The following is a 20,604-nucleotide window of genomic DNA, read 5'->3' as shown; positions in this document are numbered from 1 at the left end:
GGCGCGCCGGGGCCGACGCGGCCGGCGTCATCGACCTCGCCGCCGAGCGCACCCGGCGCGGCGGGTAGCGCCGGCTGGGGCGGCGCTCGCGGCGGGCGACGTGGAGGCGGCGCGCATCGCCCACGAGACCATCGGGCGGCTGCTCGGCGCGCCGGGGCCGACGCGGCCGGCGTCATCGACCTCGCCGCCGAGCGCACCCGGCGCGGCGGGTAGCGCCGGCTGGGGCGGCGCTCGCGGCGGGCGACGTGGAGGCGGCGCGCATCTCCCACGAGACCATCGGGCGGCTGCTCGGCGCGCCAGGGGCCGACGCGGGCGGCGTCATCGACCTCGCCGCCGAGCGCACCCGGCGCGGCGGGTAGCGCCGGCTGGGGCGGCGCTCGCGGCGGGCGACGTGGAGGCGGCGCGCATCGCCCACGAGACCATCGGGCGGCTGCTCGGCGCGCCGGGGCCGACGCGGCCGGCGTCATCGACCTCGCCGCCGAGCGCACCCGGCGCGGCGGGTAGCGCCGGCTGGGGCGGCGCTCGCGGCGGGCGACGTGGAGGCGGCGCGCATCTCCCACGAGACCATCGGGCGGCTGCTCGGCGCGCCGGGGCCGACGCGGCCGGCGTCATCGACCTCGCCGCCGAGCGCACCCGGCGCGGCGGGTAGCGCCGGCTGGGGCGGCGCTCGCGGCGGGCGACGTGGAGGCGGCGCGCATCTCCCACGAGACCATCGGGCGGCTGCTCGGCGCGCCAGGGGCCGACGCGGCCGGCGTCATCGACCTCGCCGCCGAGCGCACCCGGCGCGGCGGGTAGCGCCGGCTGGGGCGGCGCTCGCGGCGGGCGACGTGGAGGCGGCGCGCATCTCCCACGAGACCATCGGGCGGCTGCTCGGCGCGCCAGGGGCCGACGCGGGCGGCGTCATCGACCTCGCCGCCGAGCGCACCCGGCGCGGCGGGTAGCGCCGGCTGGGGCGGCGCTCGCGGCGGGCGACGTCGAGGCGGCGCGCATCGCCCACGAGACGATCGGGTGCCTGTTCGGCGCGCCCGGCGGCGTCATCGAACTCGCCGCGGAAAGCTGTGGTTGGGACTGGGAGCTTTCGATGCTGTTTGCTCCCTGCCGATGTTCCTGATGGCCTGCGAGCTATTTCGTCGAGTTACCGGGCGATCGCTCGGTGTCCCCGTGATGCTGTTCTCTCGTTGGGCCCAGAGTCGCCGCCTTTTGCTCGTGGAGCGACTGGTCTAAGGACTTGCCCGGATCCAATACTACACCCGTCTCATACACCTGTTCGGCCTGTGCAAGCTCATCATGCAACAGGGCCGGCCAAGGAATATCCCCCAGCATAATATCCTCTATTGCCCAGATGAGATGAACAGCCGCTAGTCCCAGCGCTCGAACGCCCCCAGTAAAGGCGATCTGCGTATCCTCGGTTACAAAAGGGCGTATTTGGCGACCGAGGTCCTTTTCGTTGTATACGCAAGGATTCATAATGACCGAACCTGCGGCAACGACATCAGGAAGTCGATCGATCGGTACGTCGCCGAAGGTCTCGAAGCGGGATGCTAAGGCTTCCGTTGGCTCGGCGCCCTTCCCGACGTTCAGGTTGAGTGCCCAGATGGCCGCATACCACGGGTTGCGAATCGAGGGGAAGCCCCGGCGTCGTTTGAACCACGCTGGCGGGGCGAGGAATTTCGGGGCAAATGCTTCCAATGGCATCGGCGCGCGCTTCAGCGCCTTGATCGCAGAAATTTGACTACACGCTTTAGCAAGAGATTGCCCCTCGTGTTTCTTGAGCACCTTCTCTTGTGCGTAAAGCGTATGCTTGGCTTCGATGTATGCTAGAACGGCCTCGGCTGGGACTTGCTCTTTTACTGCGAGATCTCGCCCGCTGGCACGTAGCGTTGGAAAGCGCGCGGCATCGTAAACGATAATATCGTCGCCCTGCATGTTGTTGTCCCTGTCGACGATGTATCCACGGCATACGCCGGCGCGCTCTGGCAAAAGGGCTCTAAGCGAACGGCATAGAGCCTTCTCGAATTCTTCACCTCGTTCGATATTGTGAACCGCGCGAATGGCCTTGAACTCTTGGTCCATTCGCTCAACAATATTGCCAAACCAATCGTTGTAACGCGCTGCGGCGACGGGAGCCTGAGCAGCGCCACCTCGTCGTTTTCTTTCCATTCGTCGTCCTGCTTCCTCGTTGTTGCTTGGCATTTAGCGGCTAGCAGAGGTGCGCAGGTGCAGGGTAACAATCTGCCCGGAGCCGTGATCCCGATGGGGCTGCACGCAGGCGATTGACAACGAGACGAGCGTCTCGTTGTCAGAAACCCGGACGGTGCGATCCACCCATCGCCGAGCGTGGGTATCGATTGCCATTCTCATGCTGACCACGTAAGCTCGCCGGACAAGCAAAGTGCCGCCCGCGGGTGCTGGTAACACCCCGGGCGGCGTGGCCGAACCCCGATCACGCGAGGTCCGACATGTCCGTTGTATACTTACGCCCCACGGCGGGCCAAGGAACCGATCCGCCTTCAGGACGGGCCGCTCGCCCGTCCGCTTCCTGTTCCGCAGGCGAGCCCGCCGGCCCGCGATTCCCCCACGAGGACCACAGGAGGCGCGCGTGAAGCGCCGGCGGAAGGGGGCCGGACGCCCGCCTGCCGCACGACATCCCCGGAAGCGCCCGTCGATGGCAGAGATCCTTGCCGAGCGCGGCATCGTCCTGGCGACGCTCGCTGGCATCCCGAAGCGCGACCGCGCGGACGTCGAGCAGCAGGTGCTCGTGAACGCCTGGAACGCCGTCCGCCGTGGGCTCTACCGCCCGGACCCGCGGGACAAGCCGCGCGACGCCTTGCGGAAGTGGCTCCACGGCATCGCCTGGCGCCTCGCCTCGCACTACGTGCACAGCGCGTGGGCGCGGCGCGCCGTGCTCCATCCCTCGCCTCTCGGGTTGCTCCGCGAGCCCGTCGGCGTCGACATGCACGCCCAGATCGAGGCGCGTGAGGTGCTGGACGCGATGGCCAGCTTGCCGCCCTGGCAGGTTGAGGCGTTGCTCTCGGTCGACAGCCCGGAGTCGCTCGTCGCGTACGCCAAGCGGCGCCGGATGAACCCGAGCACGGCAGCGTCCAGGCTTCGGATCGCTCGCGAAGCGCTGGCCTTGAAGCTACGGAGGTGGAGGCGATGAAGCCCCGCGACCCGAAGCGGCGCGTGCGCGTGACCGTGCCCGGGAAGCCCGTCACGCGCTCGATCACGCCCGCGCAGATCGACCGCTACCTCGACGCGACGGGGTGGCGGGACGACGGCTTGCTGCCCGCCACGACCGACCGCAGCGTCCCGCTCACCCGCATCATCGCCATGATCGCGATGCGCGAGCGCCGCTCCCCGGGCGAAGTTCTCGCTGACATCGCAGCCGGCAGGGGCCCGGAGCGCCGCACGCGGCGGGTCTGGCGGACCTGGGAGTAGGCCGGGCGCCGCCAGCAACGAGGACCGCACGCGCGCCGAACGCGAGGCCGTCGCCGAAGCGCGCGGCGCCTTGCAGATCCTCGACGCCATCGAGCGGCACTTCGTGCGGCACGACAGGTAGGCGCTCCACGGGCGGCGCATGCCGGGCGAGCTACGCGGAGCCTCGCCCCCACGCACGCCTGGCGAAGCGCGGCGCAGCCCGCCGGCCTCAGCATCGCCACCGCCGACGACACCGGGGGTCGATCGCTCCCCGGCCGTGCGGCCCTGAGATCACTCCCACATGCTGTAGGCTCGAAAGGATGCGGCCGGCGAGGGTGGAGCCTCCCGGCCGCGGGCAATCACGCGCGAGGTGACTGTGGTTAAGAAGGTACGCGCAAGCGAAGGCAGGAGCAAGGCAGGCGGGCACGGCAACGGCGAGGTGAAGCGGTTCCGAGTCGGCCCAGAAGAGATCCGCTCGGACGATCCCGAGGAGGTCGAGACGTGGGCGCATGCGAGGCTCACGGCATCGACAGACGCGGAGGCCGCCGGCGAACTCGTGGCGGATCTGCCCGCGATCGTCGGGCAGACGCCCGACGGAAACGAACTGCGTATCCAAGCCCGACCCGCCTTGCATCCAGCAATGGTCGATCTGAAGAGACTTACACGGGAGTTCTACGAGCTCGCGATCCAGCATGCCAACCCAGACGCAGTACCCGTGATGCACATCCTTCATGCGGTGTGCGACGCCGTGGAGAAGGGCGACTATGCAGCGCTGCGCGCGCCGGACAAGTGGGCACGCGACCGTCTTCGCCCTCCTCCCGGTTCAGCTGGCCGTTTTGGGTTTTTACCGCTTGAAGATTCAATGCGGCGTCCGCTTGATATCGCGCAGCTGTCCGGTGGCTTTCACATGCTCGCGAGCCTGATCCGGGTCGAGATCGAAAAATTCAGAGCGAATACGGCTACGCTCGAAGGCATGGCCACCCAAATCACCGCGTGTATGGCCCACAACTTCCCTTCGATCCCGAGCCTTTCAAGGGATCCCGACGTCTTCAAGCGGCAGGGTCAGATCGGGGTTCGTGTGCGCGAAGCACTGCTCGCGGTTAGCGAGACGCTCTCGGGCGAGCGTTCGGAATCGTTGGGGCAAACGATCGCCGAACGGCTGCTGCGCAAAGAGCTCGAGCTCTCCGGAAAAAGCCGCTCAGAAATCCGCAAAGCCTTCAAGTTCCTCGACCACAAGCCGCGCTCGCGATGATGTCAAGAGGGTGCCCCGCATCCCCCCGGTGGGGGGCAGCAGGTGCCCCGCATCCCCCCGGTGGGGGGCAGCAGGTGCCCCGCATCCCCCCGGTGGGGGGCAGCAGGTGCCCCGCATCCCCCCGGTGGGGGGCAGTTTCTAGCGGGACGAACCACCGCGATGCACGGTCTCGCGCATGGACCAGCACGCACCTGCTCGCGGACCGCGGACGAAGGCGAACCGCGCCCCCACAAATCTCAGTCTCCCCGTCGATGTTCGAGAACGGCTCCGCGTCATCTCCGAAGAAACGGGGATCCCGCAGTGCCGGATCGCAGAGCAGGGGCTTCGCCTTCGCTTGGCGCAGATCGAGCGCGCCCAGTCGACACAGGAGCGTTCGTCGTGAAGGCCGCGGTGGACGTCGTGGCCTTGCTGCGCGCGCAGGCGGATGCACTCGGTATGCAAGCCCGCACATCGCGTGCGCAGGCGGACGCGCTAGATGTGCAAGCCCGCACATCGCGTGCGCAGGCGGACGCGCTCGATGTGCAAGCCCGCACACTGCGCGCGCAGGCGGACGCGCTCGATGTGCAAGCCCGCATACTGCGCGTGCAGGCGGACGCGCTCGAGGCAGGCGGGGTCATCGCGCAGCGGACGCCGCGCTATGCGACCTCGAAGGCGAACCCGCTCGGCTCCGCCCGGGCGTTTCTGGACGCCGGGCGCCGCAAGAATTTCCCCACGTTCAAATGCGGAAAGGAAGTCTGGGCGGTCTGGACCGACGTCGAGACCTGGATCGAGAGCCGGAAGATCGTGCCTCGCGAACGCAAGCCCGTAGACGAAGCAGACGACGATCGCGCGCTGCTCATCGGCGCGGGTCTTCAGCTCCCACCGGCGAACCGCCGCGCTGGCCGAAGGTGACCGGACGGCAGCCTTATGAAGGGGTGTTCAAACACCACCGCCCCGCACGCCGGGAGCAGCCCCTACGTCGTCGGGGCACGGGTGGATGCGCTGGCGATCCGCTACCCGATGCGCGTCTGCCCCGCGGTGCTCCAAGAGCTGGCGCGCGCCAAGGTGGAGGCGCGCAGCGGCGGGGCGTGCGTCGTGATCGCGGGCGAGCGCTTCGCGGTCGAGCGGCAGGGCAGGCGGGGGAAACCGTTCTCCGCGGTCGGTCCGAGCGGCCGGATCTTCGTCGGGGAGGGTGACATCGTCGTGGATCTGGCGGTTCCGTTCCTCGCGTCGCGTCCCTTGGCGGAAGCCGTGAACCACGCCGACACGATCGCCGCGCACTTCGCCGCCCCCGTCTCCAAGGCCCCAGTGGGCCAGGTCCAAGAGCTCGATCTCTGCGTTGATGTCGCAGGCACGACGTTCAGCGAGGCCGATCGGGAGGCGTTCGTCGGCCGGCTGCGCCGCATGAGCAGCTGGCGGACCGACGCACGGCGGACGCGCAGCAGCCCCATGTTCACGGGCTTGCAGATAGGCGATCGGCGAAATCTAGCCTTCGTGCTCTACGACAAGACGGGCGAGCTCCGTCTGAGGCGCAAACCGGCCCGCGCCGCGATGGAGCGCACGGGGTGGATCGCGCACGGATGGGACGGGCAGGGGCAGATATGGCGTGCAGAGTTTCGCCCTCGCGGCCGGCACCTGGCCGAGCTCGGCCTACGTACGCCGTCGACGCTGCCCGAACGCCTGGATCCCGTATGGCAGCGGTTCACCCGCAAGACGCTGCGTCTCGTCGCCCTCGAAACCGCAACGCGCAGAGAGCGCTGCAAGACGGACCCACGCTGGGCAGTCCTACAGGAAGCCGTTTTCACGCAATCCGGAGCGTGCCCCGCCGTGCGCTTACGCCGAGCGCCGAGCGGCGCCACCTCGGAGACAGCGGAGCCGCGTGGATTGAACAGAGGTAGTATGAAGCAGGCCAATCCGCGGCTGATGATGGCCGAACACTTGATTCAAGGGATGGTTGAGGCGCACGCGGCGGGCGACATCGGGATGGCGCGCATCGCCCATGACGCGCTCGGACGGCTCCTCAGCGCCAACGGAGCGGCGCCGCGGGGGACGGTGATCGAGATCGGCGTGGCACGGAAGGGCGTTCCTGCCCTGCCGAGCTCCGGCGCTCGTGGTCCTCGGCTGGCGACGCTGGCAGCGAGCCAGGGCCCCGCGTGCTCGTCGCCATCAACTTCCCGGCCCACGGCGGAGAGTCGGAGCGGAACGCGAACGGAGCGCGCCGTCGCTCCGATCCACGAGGCTACGATGGCGCCTGATTCTTCGTACACGAAATATCTTGACAGGGCGGTGATAGGACATTGTTCTTCCGACGTCCCCCGCACGCGGCATGCCGGCCCGCGCTGATTTACTCGTGGGTAAATCAGCGCGGGCCGGCATGCCGCGTGCTGGGGGACGTGAGGCTTTCCCGATGGACACCATCGTGCTCGGGTTCGACCCTGGCGCCGCTCGCGTGGGATGGGCGGCGCTCGGCGCGGACGCGCGCGGGGCGCGGCACGTGGGCTCCGGCGTGCTCCCTGTCGACCTCGCGGGAGACTCCGGGCTCGATGCCCTGCGCGCGGCCGCGGGGGCGCTGCTCTCGCGCTACCGCCCCGCGCTGGTCGCCGTCGAGCGCGTCGTCCGGGTCTTCCCCCGCCCGCGGTTCGGTCCTGCCATGGCCAGCGAGCTCTGTGGCGCCTCGTGGGTCGGGGCCGAGCTCGCCGGCCTCGCGGCGGCGCGTGGGCTCATCGTGCGCACCGCGACGCTCCAGGCGGTGCGCTCGGCCCTGGGATGCGCCAGGGCAGGTGACGCCGCGCTCGCCGCCGCCATCCGCGCGCGGGTCGCCGGCTGGCCCGCCCGGTCCAGCGAGCATGCACGCGACGCCGCCGCGGTCGCGTGGAGCACGATCCGCGAGGAGGTGCCCGCGCCCGCGTCGCAGTCGTGGGTGATGTCGGCGGAGCTCGATCGCAATCCCCCTTGACCGAATACATGTTGAGATACATAATGTACATATGGGCGAGCGGACGAGGGCGATCGGTTACGTGCGGGTCTCGACCGAACATCAGGCGGACGGTGGCGTGAGCCTCGCGGCGCAGCGGGCGAAGCTCGAAGCCTACGCGACGGCCATGGATCTCGACCTCGTGGACATCATCGAAGACCCCGGCGTCAGCGCCAAGACGCTCGACCGCCCCGGCCTGCAACGTGCCCTCGGCATGCTCGATGCTGGCCAGGCTTCCGCCCTGCTCGTGGCGAAGCTCGATCGCCTCACGCGCAGCGTGCGCGACCTCGACACGTTGATCGCCCGATACTTCGCCGATCGCTTCTCGCTCCTGTCGGTCGCCGATTCGATCGACACGCGCTCTGCCGCGGGGCGCCTCGTGCTGAACGTCCTCGCGTCGGTCTCGCAGTGGGAGCGCGAAGCGACCGCCGAGCGCACGCGCGACGCGCTGGCCCAGCTCCGCGCCGATGGCGTGCGGCTCGGCGGGGCGGCGCTCGGGTGGGTTCACACCGGGGAGGCCGATGCGGACGGCCGGCGCATCATCGCCCGCGTGCAGGATGAAGCTGCGACGGTCGATCGGATCCTGGCGCTCCGCGCCGATGGCCTCTCGCTGCGCGAGATCGCCGCGACCCTGACCGACGAGGGGTATCGGACGAAGCGGGGCGGTAGCTGGGCGGCTGAAACCGTGCGAAAGGTGCTCGCGAGGTCGAGAGAGTGAGTTTCTCCATCGCGTGCAAGATATGGGGTAGCGCAGCGGTTCGGCATGCCCTGGCCGAGCCGAACCCCGACCCGGCGACCCGCGAGCTCTGCCAGAAGATCCTGAAGCACGCGGACCCGCCCGGCGCTTTCCGCGCGTGGGCGCTCGCGCAGCCCTGGCCGCGGTTCTGCGCGATCGTTCGCATCGTCTCCGGAGAAGAGCGTCGAGAGGTCAACGAAGCCGTGAAGGAAAGGATCAAGAGCATGGCACGCATGGGCCGCCCCCCGAAGGAAGACCGCAGCACCGTCGCCGGTGTCATGGTCCACGTCCGGCTCACCCCGGGAGAGGTCGAGACCGTGGATGCAGAGGTCGAGCGCCAGCGCACCATCGCGCCGCCCGGCCTCGCGGACAAGGTGTCGCGGTCGTCGGTCATCAAGGGCTTGATCTCGACGCTGCGCCAGCCTGCCGCAGAGCCCGCGCCCGCGGCTCCGCCCGCGCGCTCTCCCGCTCGCGAGAGCAACGAGAGCGACGTCCGCGAGCTCATGGCCCGCTGTTTCGAGCGGGGCCTTACCCAAGCCCAGCTGGCGAAGCTCTCCGGTGTCGAGCGGTCCCAGGTCAGCCGCTTTCACACGCAGAACGCCACGAAGCCGCCGTTGCCCGCCGAGAAGGTGGCAGCGCTCACCCACGCCCTGCGCGCGTGGGAGGCGAAGCAGAAGTAGATCGCGCCTGCCGCGCCCTGACGGAGACACCGACGCATGCCCCGACCTCCCAACGGAACGATCGAGCGCCACCGCGACCACTACGATGCGCGTTTCACGCTGGCCGATGGCTCGCGCCCGCGGGTCTGCATGCCTCCTGGCCTCTCGGAAGCTCGCGCCCGCGACCGCGCCAAGCGCCTCGCGGCGCTCGCCCGCGCCGAGGGCGCCACGAAGCCGCGGCGGGGCCGCACCGCAGCGGCTCCCGCGGGTGAGACCGTGGCCGCGTGGGTCGAGCGCTGGACCGCGGTGCGAGAAGAGCGGGGTCTGACGTCTGCGGCGGGCGACCGCGGACGTCTGCGGAAGTGGCTGTTTCCTCAGCTGGGCGACAAGCCGATAACCGCTGTGACCCGGCGTGATGTCGAGGCGTTCGTCGAACATCTCGATACCTCGGTGCGAGCCGGCGAGCAGTCGTGGAAAACCGCGGTGAACACCTGGGGGCTCGTTTCCAAGCTGTTCGATGACGCCTGCAACGCCAAGACGCTCTCGCTGCGCGTCCTCTCCAGCAATCCGGCCGCGGACGTGCGCGGGCCGGACCGGGGCATCAAGAAGGCGAAGGCGTACCTCTACCCGTCGGAGTTCCTGCCGCTCGTGTCGAGCCCGAAGATCTCGATCGCGTGGCGCCGCGCCGTGGCGCTCGCGACCTACCTCTACGTGCGGGCGAGCGAGCTCCGCGCCCTGACGTGGGACGACATCGATCTCGAGCGCGGCATCGTCCACGTGCACCGCAGCCTGGACCGCGAGGGCGGCGCCAAATCGACCAAGACGGGCACCACCCGCCGCTTCACCATCGAGCCGGCCTTGATGCCCCTCCTGCGCGCCATGCACGCCGAGTCAGGCGGCCGGGGCCGCGTCATCCGGCTCCCCGACGATCGCCACCTGGCACGCGCCCTGCGCGGGTTCATGACCGCGGCGCGGCTGGATCGGTCCGAGCTCTTCGCGGCGGACGCGACGCGGAAGAACATGACCTGGCACGACCTCCGCGCCACCGGCATCACCTGGCTTGCCATCCGGGGGGACGACCCGCTCAAGATCATGCAGCGCGCCGGCCATGCCGGTTTCCAGACGACGCAGGGCTACATCCGCGAGGCCGAAGCCGTCCGCGCGGGGTTCGGCGACGTCTTTCCGCCGCTACCTCTCTCGTTGTGGGAGGGTGGTGTTTCGTCCGGGAATCGTCCGGAAAGCGCGCAAGTGCGCGGAATCATGGTGGAGGCGCCGGGAATCGAACCCGGGTCCGCAAGGCATCCAGTCTACCTTCGTTCACGTGCGTAGTCGCCATGCGCCGGCGACGGCGTTCGTAGATTCGGCTACGACCTATCCCTCACTGAATCTCGGCCGCGTTATCGAGGGCGTCCTCACGCGACCCAGCCCTGTGGTTGACACCCTTAGAGTACTAGGACGACCTTCTCCTCGGATGGCTTAGCGGTTATTAGGCCGCGACAGCGTATGCGTTGTCGTTCGCACTTGTAACGTCCCGCTTGATAGGCGGAGCAGGAGCCGCCAGCACGCAGACAGACCTTCAGTCCCCACGTCGAAGCCGATCGCCCCCTCGTGGTTCGTTCAGACGGACCGAATATTGCTAGAAACCGTGCTGCCGTCAACCCCTCGGCGCCAGATCGTTCCGTCGCTGACGCCGTCGCGGACGTCGCCGTGCCTCGGTCGGGGCCCATCGGTCCGATCCTCCCGGCTTTCCTGTCTGCTGCTGCCTCCAGGCACCTCCGTCGGCCTTGCCCTCCGCCCCTGCCTCAACCTGCTGCCGCCGCTCGCCCGTCCGCTCCGGTCGGGCCCCTCTCTGGTCGGCCGCCCGCTGACCTCGCCGGCACGCCTCGCGCTCTCGACGGCTCCTCGCGGGTCGGCTAAGAAGCCCGCGAAAAGGAAAAGGAGTCGGGCAACTTATGGCGAGGATGGTCCAGTGCGTGAAGCTCGGCCGTGAGGCGGAGGGGCTGGAGAAGCCGCCGCTGAAGGGCGAGCTGGGCAAGCGGATTTTCGACAACGTCTCGAAGGAGGCGTGGCGGATGTGGCTCGAGCACTCGAAGATGCTCATCAACGAGTACCGCCTCGACCTCATCTCCGAGGCCGGCCAGCGGATCTGGATGACCGAGCTCGACAAGTACTTCTTCACCGGCGGGAACGAGGCCGCGCAGCTCCCGCCCGACTACGTGGCGCCCAAGGACAAGCCGGAGTAGCCGACCGCGACCGCGGTACCCCCGCGACCGCAGTTCCCCGCTCCCCATCGGCCCGGCGGCGCTCCCACCCACCCCATCCGGAAGCGCCCCGCCCCCGCCCGCCGCCCCTCAGGGCAGCGGGCCCGGAGCCGGCAGCGCTCCGCCCTTGCGCACGTACTCGATCAGCGCCGCCGCCATCTGCTTGTCGACCTTCTCGCACTTCGCGGTGACCGCCCCCATCGTCGCGCCCTTGCACTCTCTCTTCCGCTCGATGATGAGCTTGCCCGTCTTCTCGTCGGCCAGGAACGCGTCGCGCGTCTTCTGATCGAGGCTCTTCCACGGGATCGCCGCGAACTTCGGCTTCGGCGGCACGTGCTGCCGGACCTCCTCCGCCATCAGCGTGGCGCACGTCCCGTCCCATCGCAGGACCTCGTAGCCGCCCCCGGCTCCGCTCACGACCATGCCCCCCGTCTCCGGCTCCCGGTGATAGAGGATCAGCACCTCCTCATCGAAGACCAGCTTGTCGTTCGAGGACGACCCGCCGGAGGCGTTCACCGCGTCGGTGTCCCGCGTCAGGTACCCGCGCGTGAACGGCGACCCCTTCGCGAACAGGGTGAGCGCCACGTCCGGATGGAACCCGCTGCAGAGCCGCTTCACGAACGCCACCGGCGGCAGACACTCGTTGCCCCGCTGCTCGCACGTCGTCGGGATCTGCCGTGACGCTTCCGCCGCGGCGTCCTCCTCCTTCTTCCCACCTTCACCCTCCGCCGCCTCACCCTCCTTCGCGGCCGGCGCCGCAGCCGCCACCTCGGCCTCCGCACGATCCGGCTCCGACGGAGGAGGCGCCGCGCCACCGCAAGCGGCCAGGGTACCCACCAGCACAAGCGCAAACGAGCTCTGGACAGATCGCATGGCCCACGAACCTACCGGAGCCAGCCCGCCCCTCCGCATGGAAAAATAACGCCGACCCGCGACGCAATGCGCCAACACGGCGTCAAAACCCGTGGCGCATTGCAGGAAGCCGACCGCTGCTCGCAACGCCGCCCGCGACGCAATGCGCTGCAGATCACGAATGGTTCAAATTTCCGACAGCGCTTGACATCAGCATCCCATCAGCAGAGTCTGAGCTGATTCCGGCAGGAGGTGGTCGTGCTGGATCTTTCTTCGTCGACAGTCTCGTCATCGTGTGTTGGCGGTTCGCGTAAGTGCAAGTCTCACACGGGTGCTCGTCGAAGGCGACGGCGGGTGTCCGCTGCTCTGGGAGGGTGGGTGATGGTCGCCTCGTGTGTTCTCCTCGCGGGCTGCAGCGCGGCCGGGGAGCAGTTCGATCCGCCGGCGAGCACCGGCGAAGTGCTCACGGGCGCGGGGGGCGGCTCCGCTTCGGGCGGCTGGGCGAGCTCTTCGGGCTTGTCGGACGACCCGGGCGACCCGGGCGAAGTCGGCGGCGGCTGGCCGTCGGGCAAGCTCGGGCCGCCGTATCCCATCGTGCTCGCTCACGGCTTCTTCGGATTCGAGGACTTCGCGGGCGCGGGATACGTCAGCTACTTCTACAACCTCAAAGAGGCCCTCGCCGAGAGCGGCGAGACGGTCTTCACGCCCGCCGTCGACCCGTTCAACAGCTCCGAGGTCCGGGGCGCGCAGCTGCTCGCGCGGATCGAGCAGATCCTGGACGCGACAGGCCACGAGAAGGTGAACATCATCGCCCACTCGCAGGGAGGGCTCGACGCGCGCGTTGTCGCGCACGACAGGCCCGATCTCGTCGCCTCGATTGTCACCGTCGCCACACCCCACCTGGGCTCGAAGGTCGCCGACGTGGCGCTCGAGCTCGTCGCCCACGAGCGCCTGCAGGACATCCTGGACGATCTCATCAACGCGATCGGCGCGCCGCTCTACGATCAGATAGGCAACGAGACGAGCGTCTTCGCGGCGCTCGAGCAGTTCTCGACGCCCGGCATCGCGGAGTTCAACGCGAGGTTCACCGATTCCCCCGGGGTGTTCTATGCCTCCTTCGGCGGGCGGACGAACCGCGCGCGCGGCGGCAGCGACTGCTCGACGCTCACCCCCGCGCCCTTCGTCGCGCAGTTCGACGACGGCCTCGATCCGGTCCACCCGCTGCTGTCGCTGACCGAGACCCTGCTCGACGGCGGCATCGGCGAGTCGTTCCCGAACGACGGCCTGGTGCGCGCGCGGGACGCGCGGTGGGGGGACTTCTGGGGCTGTATCCCGGCCGACCATTTCGACGAGATAGGCCAGCTCTTCGGACAGAGTCCTGGCGCCGGGAACCCCTGGCTCTATATCGACTTCTACCGCTCCGTGATCGCGCGGCTCCGGCAAGAAGGCTTCTGACGAGCGCGCGCTCGTCCGCCATCGTCCGCGCTCGTCCGCGCTCGCCCCGCCGAAAACCGCCCCGAGCGGCCGCCCTCTCCACTACCATCACCCGTCGATGCTCACGGCGCCGCTCACCCGCGCTCTCCCGCTGCTCGCCCTGCTCAGCGCGGCGTGCAGCGGCGACGTGCGCCGGTTCCCCCTGCGCGATCCGGTCTGGCGCGACGCCGACCTGAGCCCCGTCTCGTTGCCCTGCCGGCCCGATCCCGAGGCGCCCAGCGACGATCCGCAGCACCGCCTCTGCTCGCCCGCTCCCTACGAGTCCTCGTTCGCGTGGGACGCCGCCGACAACCTCGTCTTCCGGCCGGTGACGCGCTTCTTCGCCGTGGAGCCAGGGAGCGAGGCGGCCAACGTGAACAGCGTCGACGAGGTGCCGGACTCCAGCTGGTTCACGAACCGGATCGGCAAGCGGCCGCTCTCCGCCGAGGAGCTGGTGCGCGGGCCGTGCGGCGACAGGACGCTGGATCCCGAGGCGCCGGACGGGTCCTGGGTCATCGACATGGGCAAGCCGAACGGCGCGAACCCCGGCTTCCGGATCAAGGTCGAGGGCGTCGGCAAGTTCATGCTCAAGGCCGACCCCTCGGACCAGCCCGAGCGGGCCACCGGCGCGACCGCCATCGCGGCGCGCCTCTACCACGCCGCCGGCTTCTGGGCGCCGTGCGACAGCGTGGTCTACCTGAAGCCGTCGGTCCTGAAGCTGTCGCCAGGGCTCACCGTGACCGACAACAGCGGTGTCGCCAGGCCCTTCGATCAGGCGGCGCTCGACGGCGTGCTCGCCAAGGCCTCGAAGCGTGGCGGCCGGGTCCGCATGGTCGCCTCGCGCTGGCTCCCGGGCCGCGCCCTCGGGCCGTTCCGGTACGAGGGGACCCGGGAGGACGATCCGAACGACGTCATCCCGCACGAGGACCGGCGCGACCTGCGCGGGGGGCGCCTGCTCGCCGCCTGGCTCAACCACTTCGACTCGCGCGAGCAGAACTCGATGGATGTCTGGCTCGCCGAGGACCCGAAGGACAAGGACGCGTCGCCGGGCCACGTGCGCCACTACACCATCGATCTCGGCGACTGCTTCGGCAGCGAGTGGGAGTGGGAGGAGATCTCGAAGCGCCTCGGCCACGCCTTCTACTTCGACGCCGAGTACGCGCTCCTCGACTTCGTGACGCTCGGCATCCCCGAGCGGCCCTGGGACCGGGCGAGCCACGATCCGCAGGGCGACATCTTCGGCTTCTTCAGCGATCGCGATTTCCGGCCGGAGGCCTGGCGCGGCGGCTACCCCAACCCGGCCTTCGGGCGGATGACCGAGCTCGACGGCGCCTGGGCCGCCCGGACGCTCGCGCGCTTCACGCCGGAGCTCATCGAGGCCGCCGTGAAGACCGGCGACTTCACGGCGCCGCGCCACACAGCGTTCCTGATCGGCAAGCTCCTCTCGCGGCAGCGCGCGATCATGGCGCGGTACCTGACGCGCCTGTCGCCCATCGCCGACGTCGCCCTGGCCTCGCCGGCGGCGCTGTGCGGCGTCGATCTCGCGCGGCGCACCGGCGTCGCGCGCCCGCAAGACCTCCGCTACGAGGCCGCGATGTACGCCGGCGACTCGCTCGCCCTGCGCGCCCGGCCTGTCGTGCGCCCCTCGCCGGACGGCCGCGTGTGCCTCGCGCTCCCCCACATCGCCGCGGACGGCGGCGCGCCCGACGACGCGCCCTCGCGCTACGCCATCATCGATGTCCTGAACGGGCAGGCCCCCGGTCCGCTGCGCGCCCACCTCTACGACCTCGGGCCGCGCCGCGGCTACAAGCTCGTCGGCATCGAGCGCCCCGACGACGCCGAGCCGCCCAACTGAGGTCCTTACCCTGACAATTGCCCTCATTTTTCGAGAGAAATTGAACAGGGAGGCGGGGAGACGGGGAGATTTTTGGGATTTTACTCCCCGTCTCCCCGCCTCCCTGTGAATTCAGATCCCCACCGGACATTCGCCCTGCTCGATCAAAAGCCGTGGGTGGCGCCGATCATGAGCCGCAGCTCCTGCAGGCCGGCCCCCTGCTCGAAGGTCTCGGTCGCAGAGCCGATCAGGACATCGATGGAGTGGTCACGCTCGCCTCTCGTGCGCAGGCCGAGCACGAACGACATGCGGAGCAGGTCGAGATCGAAATCGCGGAGGTGCTCGCCGAACACGTTGCCCGCGGCGACCTGCACCGTGCCGTCGACGAACGCCCAGACAGGATAGCGGTACTCGAGCGTCGCCGCGGCGGCGCTCCGCCCGCGCAGGCGCCCCTCGCGGAAGCCCCGCATCGGCGCGTCGCCGCCGAGCTCGGCGAGCTCGGTGAAGGGGACCTCCGCGGCGCCGAGCGGGTCGGCGAACGCCGCCGAGAGCACGAGGCTCACGATGCGATCGTGCCCGGTGAGGTCGACGAACCCGCCCAGCGAGCCGCCATAGCGGATCCACCGGCTCTCCAGCGGCCGCTCCAGGTCGACGGCGTGCTCTCCGGAGAGCTCCAGCCGGACGCCGTTGCCCCGCGCCGGGCGCGGCAGGCGCGAGTCGAGGCCGGCGCGGCCCCCGATCCGGTAGGCCGTATATCCGGTGTCGTACGACGGGGGCATCGGATAACGGCCGCGCGCGACCCGGACGCCGACCGTCCGCCAGCAACAGACGTCGTGGAAGTCGACCGTCTTCGCGCCGGTGATCGCCTCGACGAAGCTGAACGCCCCGAAATCGGCGTGGAGCGTCGCCGTCCCCTCGACGCTGCGGGCGTTGTAGCGGGCCCGGTCGCGCTCCAGCGAGCTCGGGCCGATCCCGGAGAACAGCCAGTCTGGCCGGGTGTCCGCCTCGCCGCGGAGCTTCAGGTGAGCGCGCTCTCCGAGGGGGATCCGGTCGGCGATCGTGAGCCTCCACCAGTCGACCCCGCCGGTCGCGGCGTGGACACGGAGCTCGTTGCCGGGGACGAACAGGTCATCATAGAAGAAGTAAACGCCGATGCTCTCGCGAAAGCCGAAGTCGAAGAGCGCCGTCGGGACGATACCGATGTTGTCGTTCGGCCCGAAGGTGAAGATGTCCTTGAGCTCCCTGAGCCACTCGCCCTGCTCCGCCGCGACGGTGAGCGCGCCGAGCGGCCGCCGGACCAGGTACTCGCTGGCGAGGTAGGCGGGGAAGAACACGACGCGCGGCACCCAGAGCAGCGCGTCGCCGGCGCTCGTCACCTCGTCCGGGCGACCGTCGTAGTCCGGCACAGGGCGCTTCGCGCCGGGCGCCAGCGGCGCCACGGCGGAAGGTCGTGGCGGTCTAGCAGGCTCTGCCTGCGCGCGAGGAGCCGCCGGCGTAGCAGGCTCTGCCGATGTGCGAGGCGCCGCCGGTGGCGCCCCCGGGACCACGGGCGGCGGCGCGGCGCCCCCCGCCGGAGGCGCGGCCTGTGCCTCGGCGCACAGCGACAGCGCGGCGCAGCTCGCGAGCGCGGCCACGCGCCGCCGAAATGCCGTGCCGAGCGCGCGCGTCGGTCCCTTCTCGTTGGTGCCCAATCCGCCTCGCCTCTCGCACGGAAACACGTCGCGGCGCGGGAGCATAGCGGAGTTCCCGACCCGGGAGACGCCTGTCTGCGCGGCGCGCCTGTCGCGCGTCCACGCGACGGCGCGGCGGGTGCGGCGGTTCACACGCCCGGCGGCGAGAGGGAGGTTGCCGGCCGGGACCAGGCTCGATAGCCTCCCGCGCTCGGCATCTCGGCATCGGTCCTGTGCCGGTGCCGCCAGAACGGCGGTTTTCCGGGCATGGAGCGGCGGGTGGCGAGCACAGGCGAGAACGAGACACGGGCCCGGGGCGTGCTTCACAGGCTCCTCGCGATCTTCGCCGAGGTGAAGCCGCGCGAGGTCTTCAGCGTGCTCGTTCTCACGCTGAACGTATTCCTCCTGCTCACGGGCTATTACCTCCTCAAGGTGGTCCGCGAGCCGCTGATCCTCGCGGGCGGCGGGCTCGAGATCGGCGGGCGGCGGCTCGACCTCGACGGCGCCGAGGTGAAGGCCTACGCGGCGGCGGGCCAGGCGCTCCTGCTCGTGGGCGTGGTCCGCGCCTATGGCGCCCTGGCCAGGCGCTTCGGGCGCATGCAGCTCACCACGGCGCTCACGCTCTTCTTCGCCTCGAACCTCGTCCTCTTCTTCCTCCTCGCGCGCCTCGGCGTCCCCCTCGGGGTGCCCTTCTATCTGTGGGTGGGCTGCTTCAACCTCACCGTGATCGCGCAGTTCTGGTCCTTCGCCAACGATGTTTACACGCCCGAGCAGGGCAAGCGGCTCTTCGCCATCGTCGGCATCGGGAGCTCGCTCGGCGCCATGCTCGGCGCGCAGATCGCGAAGCGCATCTACGTGCCGATCGGCCCCTACAACATGATGCTGCTCGCGGCGGGCGTGCTGCTCGCCTGCCTGGGGCTCACCTACCTCGTCCACCGCGACGACCTCGCGGGCTCGAAGGGCGCCGCGGACAAGGCCGACGCGCCGCCCGGGGGCGCGGCGGGCGGCTTCAAGATCATCGCGGGCGACCGCTATCTGCTCCTCATCGCCGGCCTGACGCTCGTCCTCAACTGGGTGAACTCGACAGGCGAGTACATCCTCGATCGCACCCTGATCGAGTCCGCCACGAGCGCGCTCCACACGGGAAGCGAGCAGCGCGGCGCGCCGGACGCGGCCCCCGCCGGCGCGGCCCCGGGCGCGCCGCTCGCGGCGGGCGCGCCGGTCTACCTCGTCGATCCGCAGGCGTCGCGCCTGCTCGAAGGGAAGATCGCCGCCGTCAAGGGCGGCGCGTTCGACGTCGAGGCAGGCGGCAAAGTCGTCGAGGGCGCCGGGGCGGGGCTCGTCCACCCGCGCACAGAGAAGGGGAAAAAGGCGGCGCTCGGCGCGATCATCGGGACCTTCAAGGGTGATTTCTTTTACTGGGTCAACACGTTCGGCGTCGTCCTGCAGCTCTTCTTCGTCTCCCGCATCTTCAAGTACCTCGGCGTGCGATTCGCCCTGTTCATCCTCCCGGCCATCGCGCTGCTCGGCTACGCGTCCCTCGCCGTCCTGCCGGCGCTCGCCGTCGTGCGCGTCGCGAAGATCGCGGAGAACAGCGCCGATTACTCCATCCAGAACACAGCGCGGCAGGCGCTCTTCCTGCCGGTCGGCCGCGACGCCAAGTACAGCGCCAAGGCGGCCATCGACACCTTCGTCGTCCGCGCGGGCGACGTGCTCGCCGCCGTGGGGGTGATCGCCGGCCAGGTGCTCGCGCTCTCCACACGCCACTTCGCGATGGTCAATATCGCCCTCGCGCTCGTGTGGCTCGGCGTCGTGGCCGGCATCGCCCGGGAGCACAGGCGCCGCGCCGCGGACGAGCCGGCGGCGCCGAAGCCCGACGACCTCGAGGCCGCGTAGCCTCAGGGCCGCGCGGCGCTCGCCTTCCAGCCCTCGTAGGCGTCCATCAAGGCCAGGTACAGCCAGCGGCCGATGACCTCGGCCCCCGCGCCCGACGGGTGCGCGAGATCGGCGCCGCCGAGCCCGCGCCGGGCCCAGATCCCCATCGAGCCCGAGCCGCCCATCGCGCCGAAGGTGTCGAAGTAGCCGCAGCCGACCTGCCCGGCCACCCTGCGCTGGATCGCCGCGAGCTTCGGGATCACCGGGCGGCTCCGGTACACCTCGCCCTTCTTGTCGGCGCGGTCCATCGGGCCCACGAGCAGGCACGACGACCCGGGCAGCGCCGCGGTCACCTGCTCGAGCACCGCCTTCATCGTCGACTCGTATTGATCGAGCGGGAACAGCTCGCCGTCCTCGCTCTCGTTCATGCCGTAGTGGAACACCGTCAAGGACGGGCTCCGCGCGCGCAGCTGCTCGGCGAAATGGGCGTCGTCGCTCTTGTCGAGGAAGCGGATGCGGCAGCCCTGGATGCCGATGGCGTCGAGCACCACCCCGGGCGTGTCCCGCTCCATCCAGACGCCGAACGCCCGCACCCCCGGGCCGTGCGCCCGCACCTCGATGGAGTGCGGCCCGTCCGGGACCTCGTAGGTCGCGATCGCCGAGCTGGCCGCGTCGGCCCGCGTGTCGATCATCTCGCGGCTCTCGCCGTCGATCTTGACCTCCATCCGCCCGCCCTCGGGGTGCTTCAGGTAATCGACGGCGAACCGCGAGACAGCGCGCCCGTAGGTCCCGGACTCCGCGGTGCCGAAGCGCGAGAACACCCCCGCGCCCTGCGACCGGAACGACACGCCGCCGAGCCCGTAGAGCCCGTCCTTGGCGAACGGGCCCACCACGCGGCTCACCTGCCAGCCCGGGCCGGCGAAGCGGACAACGTCGTTGTGGAAATATCCCGGCCAGGCGTTCGCCATCAGCATGAACCCGTGGCCGGCGTCCCCGAACCGCTTCTGCAGCTTGCGCCGCAGCGTCGCCGTCACGAAGTCGCTCGCCACGATGGAGTCGCCGAAGTAGGTGATGCGCGCGATCGACTGCGGCGCCTTGCGCTCCACCGCCGCGAGCGCGCGGAAGAACGGCGTCATCGCCTCGCCGCTCGGGTCCTCGATCGGCCGCGGCGGCTTGCCCTCGGAGGCGACCGCCGCCGGCATGAGCTCGGCGGCCGCGGCCGGCAGCGCGACCTCCTCGGGCTGGCGCAGCTCGGCCTGCTCGGTGGTCTCAATGACGAGCGTCGTCTCGCCGACCGAGGCCACCGGCGCCGGCGCCGGGACCACGACGAGCCCCTCTCCCTCGGGCAGCGGTGTGAGCAACCGCAGCCGCGACAGGCTCGGGTGCGCGTAGGGGACGAGCACGAGCAGGGCGAGCGTCGCCATCGCCCGGGCAGCCGGCGAGGCGAGCCCGTTCCGCGCCGGCGAGCTCACGGTCACGGCGCCTCCCTCGCGCCCGGCCGGAGGCCCATCGCGCCCGCCCGGCGGCGGCGCCTCGTGGACGTGGGCCTCGCGCGCATCCGGCGCGTGGACGGCCGGCTCGTGAGCCGTGGTGCTGCTCCTGGAGGTCATCGACGCACGTGG

Annotated in this window: 17 protein-coding genes, 1 other RNA gene and 1 pseudogene; 14 read left to right on the top strand and 5 right to left on the bottom strand. The window is 70.3% G+C overall.

Annotated features, from left to right (window positions below):
- Window positions 1-1,122: 1,122 nt before the first annotated feature.
- A complete protein-coding gene (locus tag WMF22_RS34160; RefSeq protein WP_438032502.1) occupies window positions 1,123-2,160 on the bottom strand; it encodes a DUF6602 domain-containing protein in 1,038 nt (345 codons plus the stop codon).
- Between the two features lie 439 nt (window positions 2,161-2,599).
- Between WMF22_RS34160 and WMF22_RS34155 the strand changes: the two genes are divergently transcribed.
- From WMF22_RS34155 to WMF22_RS34110, 10 genes and pseudogenes are all read left to right on the top strand, one after another.
- Window positions 2,600-3,160 carry an RNA polymerase sigma factor gene (locus WMF22_RS34155; RefSeq protein ID WP_438032501.1) on the top strand — a complete coding sequence of 187 codons (561 nt, stop codon included), beginning with the start codon at window positions 2,600-2,602 and terminating at the stop codon, window positions 3,158-3,160.
- Entirely contained in the window at window positions 3,157-3,438 is a 282-nt protein-coding gene (locus WMF22_RS34150) for a hypothetical protein (protein ID WP_438032500.1), read from the top strand. Before WMF22_RS34155 ends, WMF22_RS34150 begins: the two co-directional genes overlap by 4 nt.
- A 355-nt stretch (window positions 3,439-3,793) precedes the next feature.
- Window positions 3,794-4,669 (top strand): hypothetical protein, encoded by an 876-nt coding sequence (locus WMF22_RS34145; protein ID WP_438032499.1) that lies wholly within the window; start codon window positions 3,794-3,796, stop codon window positions 4,667-4,669.
- Window positions 4,670-4,844: 175 nt separating this feature from the next.
- On the top strand, window positions 4,845-5,051 hold the full coding sequence (locus WMF22_RS34140) for a ribbon-helix-helix domain-containing protein (protein ID WP_438032498.1): 207 nt from the start codon (window positions 4,845-4,847) through the stop codon (window positions 5,049-5,051).
- Window positions 5,048-5,560, top strand: a complete 513-nt coding sequence (locus WMF22_RS34135; RefSeq protein ID WP_437324223.1) for a hypothetical protein — start codon at window positions 5,048-5,050, stop codon at window positions 5,558-5,560. The genes WMF22_RS34140 and WMF22_RS34135 overlap by 4 nt, the downstream gene beginning before the upstream one ends.
- A gap of 81 nt (window positions 5,561-5,641) precedes the next feature.
- On the top strand, window positions 5,642-6,991 hold the full coding sequence (locus WMF22_RS34130; RefSeq protein WP_438032497.1) for a hypothetical protein: 1,350 nt from the start codon (window positions 5,642-5,644) through the stop codon (window positions 6,989-6,991).
- A gap of 64 nt (window positions 6,992-7,055) precedes the next feature.
- Complete coding sequence (locus WMF22_RS34125) at window positions 7,056-7,604, top strand: crossover junction endodeoxyribonuclease RuvC (protein ID WP_437903572.1); 549 nt, start codon at window positions 7,056-7,058, stop codon at window positions 7,602-7,604.
- 31 nt (window positions 7,605-7,635) lie between these two features.
- Window positions 7,636-8,340, top strand: a complete 705-nt coding sequence (locus tag WMF22_RS34120; RefSeq protein WP_437903571.1) for a recombinase family protein — start codon at window positions 7,636-7,638, stop codon at window positions 8,338-8,340.
- Window positions 8,337-9,038, top strand: coding sequence for a hypothetical protein (locus WMF22_RS34115; protein ID WP_438032496.1), 702 nt, complete (start codon window positions 8,337-8,339; stop codon window positions 9,036-9,038). Before WMF22_RS34120 ends, WMF22_RS34115 begins: the two co-directional genes overlap by 4 nt.
- Window positions 9,039-9,074: 36 nt before the next feature.
- Window positions 9,075-10,154 (top strand): annotated as a pseudogene (locus WMF22_RS34110) (tyrosine-type recombinase/integrase); the annotation flags it as partial.
- Window positions 10,155-10,278: 124 nt separating this feature from the next.
- On the opposite strand, the gene ssrA reads toward WMF22_RS34110, so the two are convergent.
- Window positions 10,279-10,623: a transfer-messenger RNA gene (gene ssrA, locus WMF22_RS34105) on the bottom strand.
- 346 nt (window positions 10,624-10,969) lie between these two features.
- On the opposite strand from ssrA, the gene WMF22_RS34100 reads away from it, so the two are divergent.
- Window positions 10,970-11,260, top strand: a complete 291-nt coding sequence (locus WMF22_RS34100) for an oxidative damage protection protein (RefSeq protein WP_272095228.1) — start codon at window positions 10,970-10,972, stop codon at window positions 11,258-11,260.
- 108 nt (window positions 11,261-11,368) lie between these two features.
- Here the strand turns inward: WMF22_RS34100 and WMF22_RS34095 are convergent, their stop codons facing one another.
- Window positions 11,369-12,151, bottom strand: a complete 783-nt coding sequence (locus tag WMF22_RS34095) for a hypothetical protein (RefSeq protein ID WP_437294137.1) — start codon at window positions 12,149-12,151, stop codon at window positions 11,369-11,371.
- A 333-nt stretch (window positions 12,152-12,484) separates the two neighbouring features.
- Between WMF22_RS34095 and WMF22_RS34090 the strand changes: the two genes are divergently transcribed.
- Together WMF22_RS34090 and WMF22_RS34085 are read left to right on the top strand one after the other, a co-directional pair.
- The gene (locus WMF22_RS34090; RefSeq protein WP_438032495.1) at window positions 12,485-13,585 is read left to right on the top strand and encodes an esterase/lipase family protein; all 1,101 of its coding nucleotides are present in this window, start codon (window positions 12,485-12,487) and stop codon (window positions 13,583-13,585) included.
- A gap of 97 nt (window positions 13,586-13,682) precedes the next feature.
- Window positions 13,683-15,458: a hypothetical protein gene (locus tag WMF22_RS34085; protein WP_438032494.1), complete on the top strand. Its 1,776-nt coding sequence runs from the start codon at window positions 13,683-13,685 to the stop codon at window positions 15,456-15,458.
- Window positions 15,459-15,601: 143 nt separating this feature from the next.
- Here the strand turns inward: WMF22_RS34085 and WMF22_RS34080 are convergent, their stop codons facing one another.
- Complete coding sequence (locus WMF22_RS34080) at window positions 15,602-16,876, bottom strand: BamA/TamA family outer membrane protein (RefSeq protein ID WP_438032493.1); 1,275 nt, start codon at window positions 16,874-16,876, stop codon at window positions 15,602-15,604.
- A 510-nt stretch (window positions 16,877-17,386) separates the two neighbouring features.
- Here WMF22_RS34080 and WMF22_RS34075 point away from each other — a divergent pair.
- Window positions 17,387-19,003: an NTP/NDP exchange transporter gene (locus WMF22_RS34075; protein WP_438032492.1), complete on the top strand. Its 1,617-nt coding sequence runs from the start codon at window positions 17,387-17,389 to the stop codon at window positions 19,001-19,003.
- A gap of 2 nt (window positions 19,004-19,005) precedes the next feature.
- On the opposite strand, the gene WMF22_RS34070 is transcribed toward WMF22_RS34075, so the two are convergent.
- Window positions 19,006-20,592, bottom strand: coding sequence for a GDSL-type esterase/lipase family protein (locus WMF22_RS34070; RefSeq protein ID WP_438032491.1), 1,587 nt, complete (start codon window positions 20,590-20,592; stop codon window positions 19,006-19,008).
- Window positions 20,593-20,604 lie beyond the last annotated feature (12 nt).

The sequence above is a fragment of the Sorangium sp. So ce204 genome, assembly GCF_051526795.1.
GTDB lineage: Bacteria > Myxococcota_A > Polyangia > Polyangiales > Polyangiaceae > Sorangium > Sorangium cellulosum_B.
Note: the sequence above shows the minus strand (reverse complement) of the source record. Positions and strands in the feature narration are given on the sequence as shown.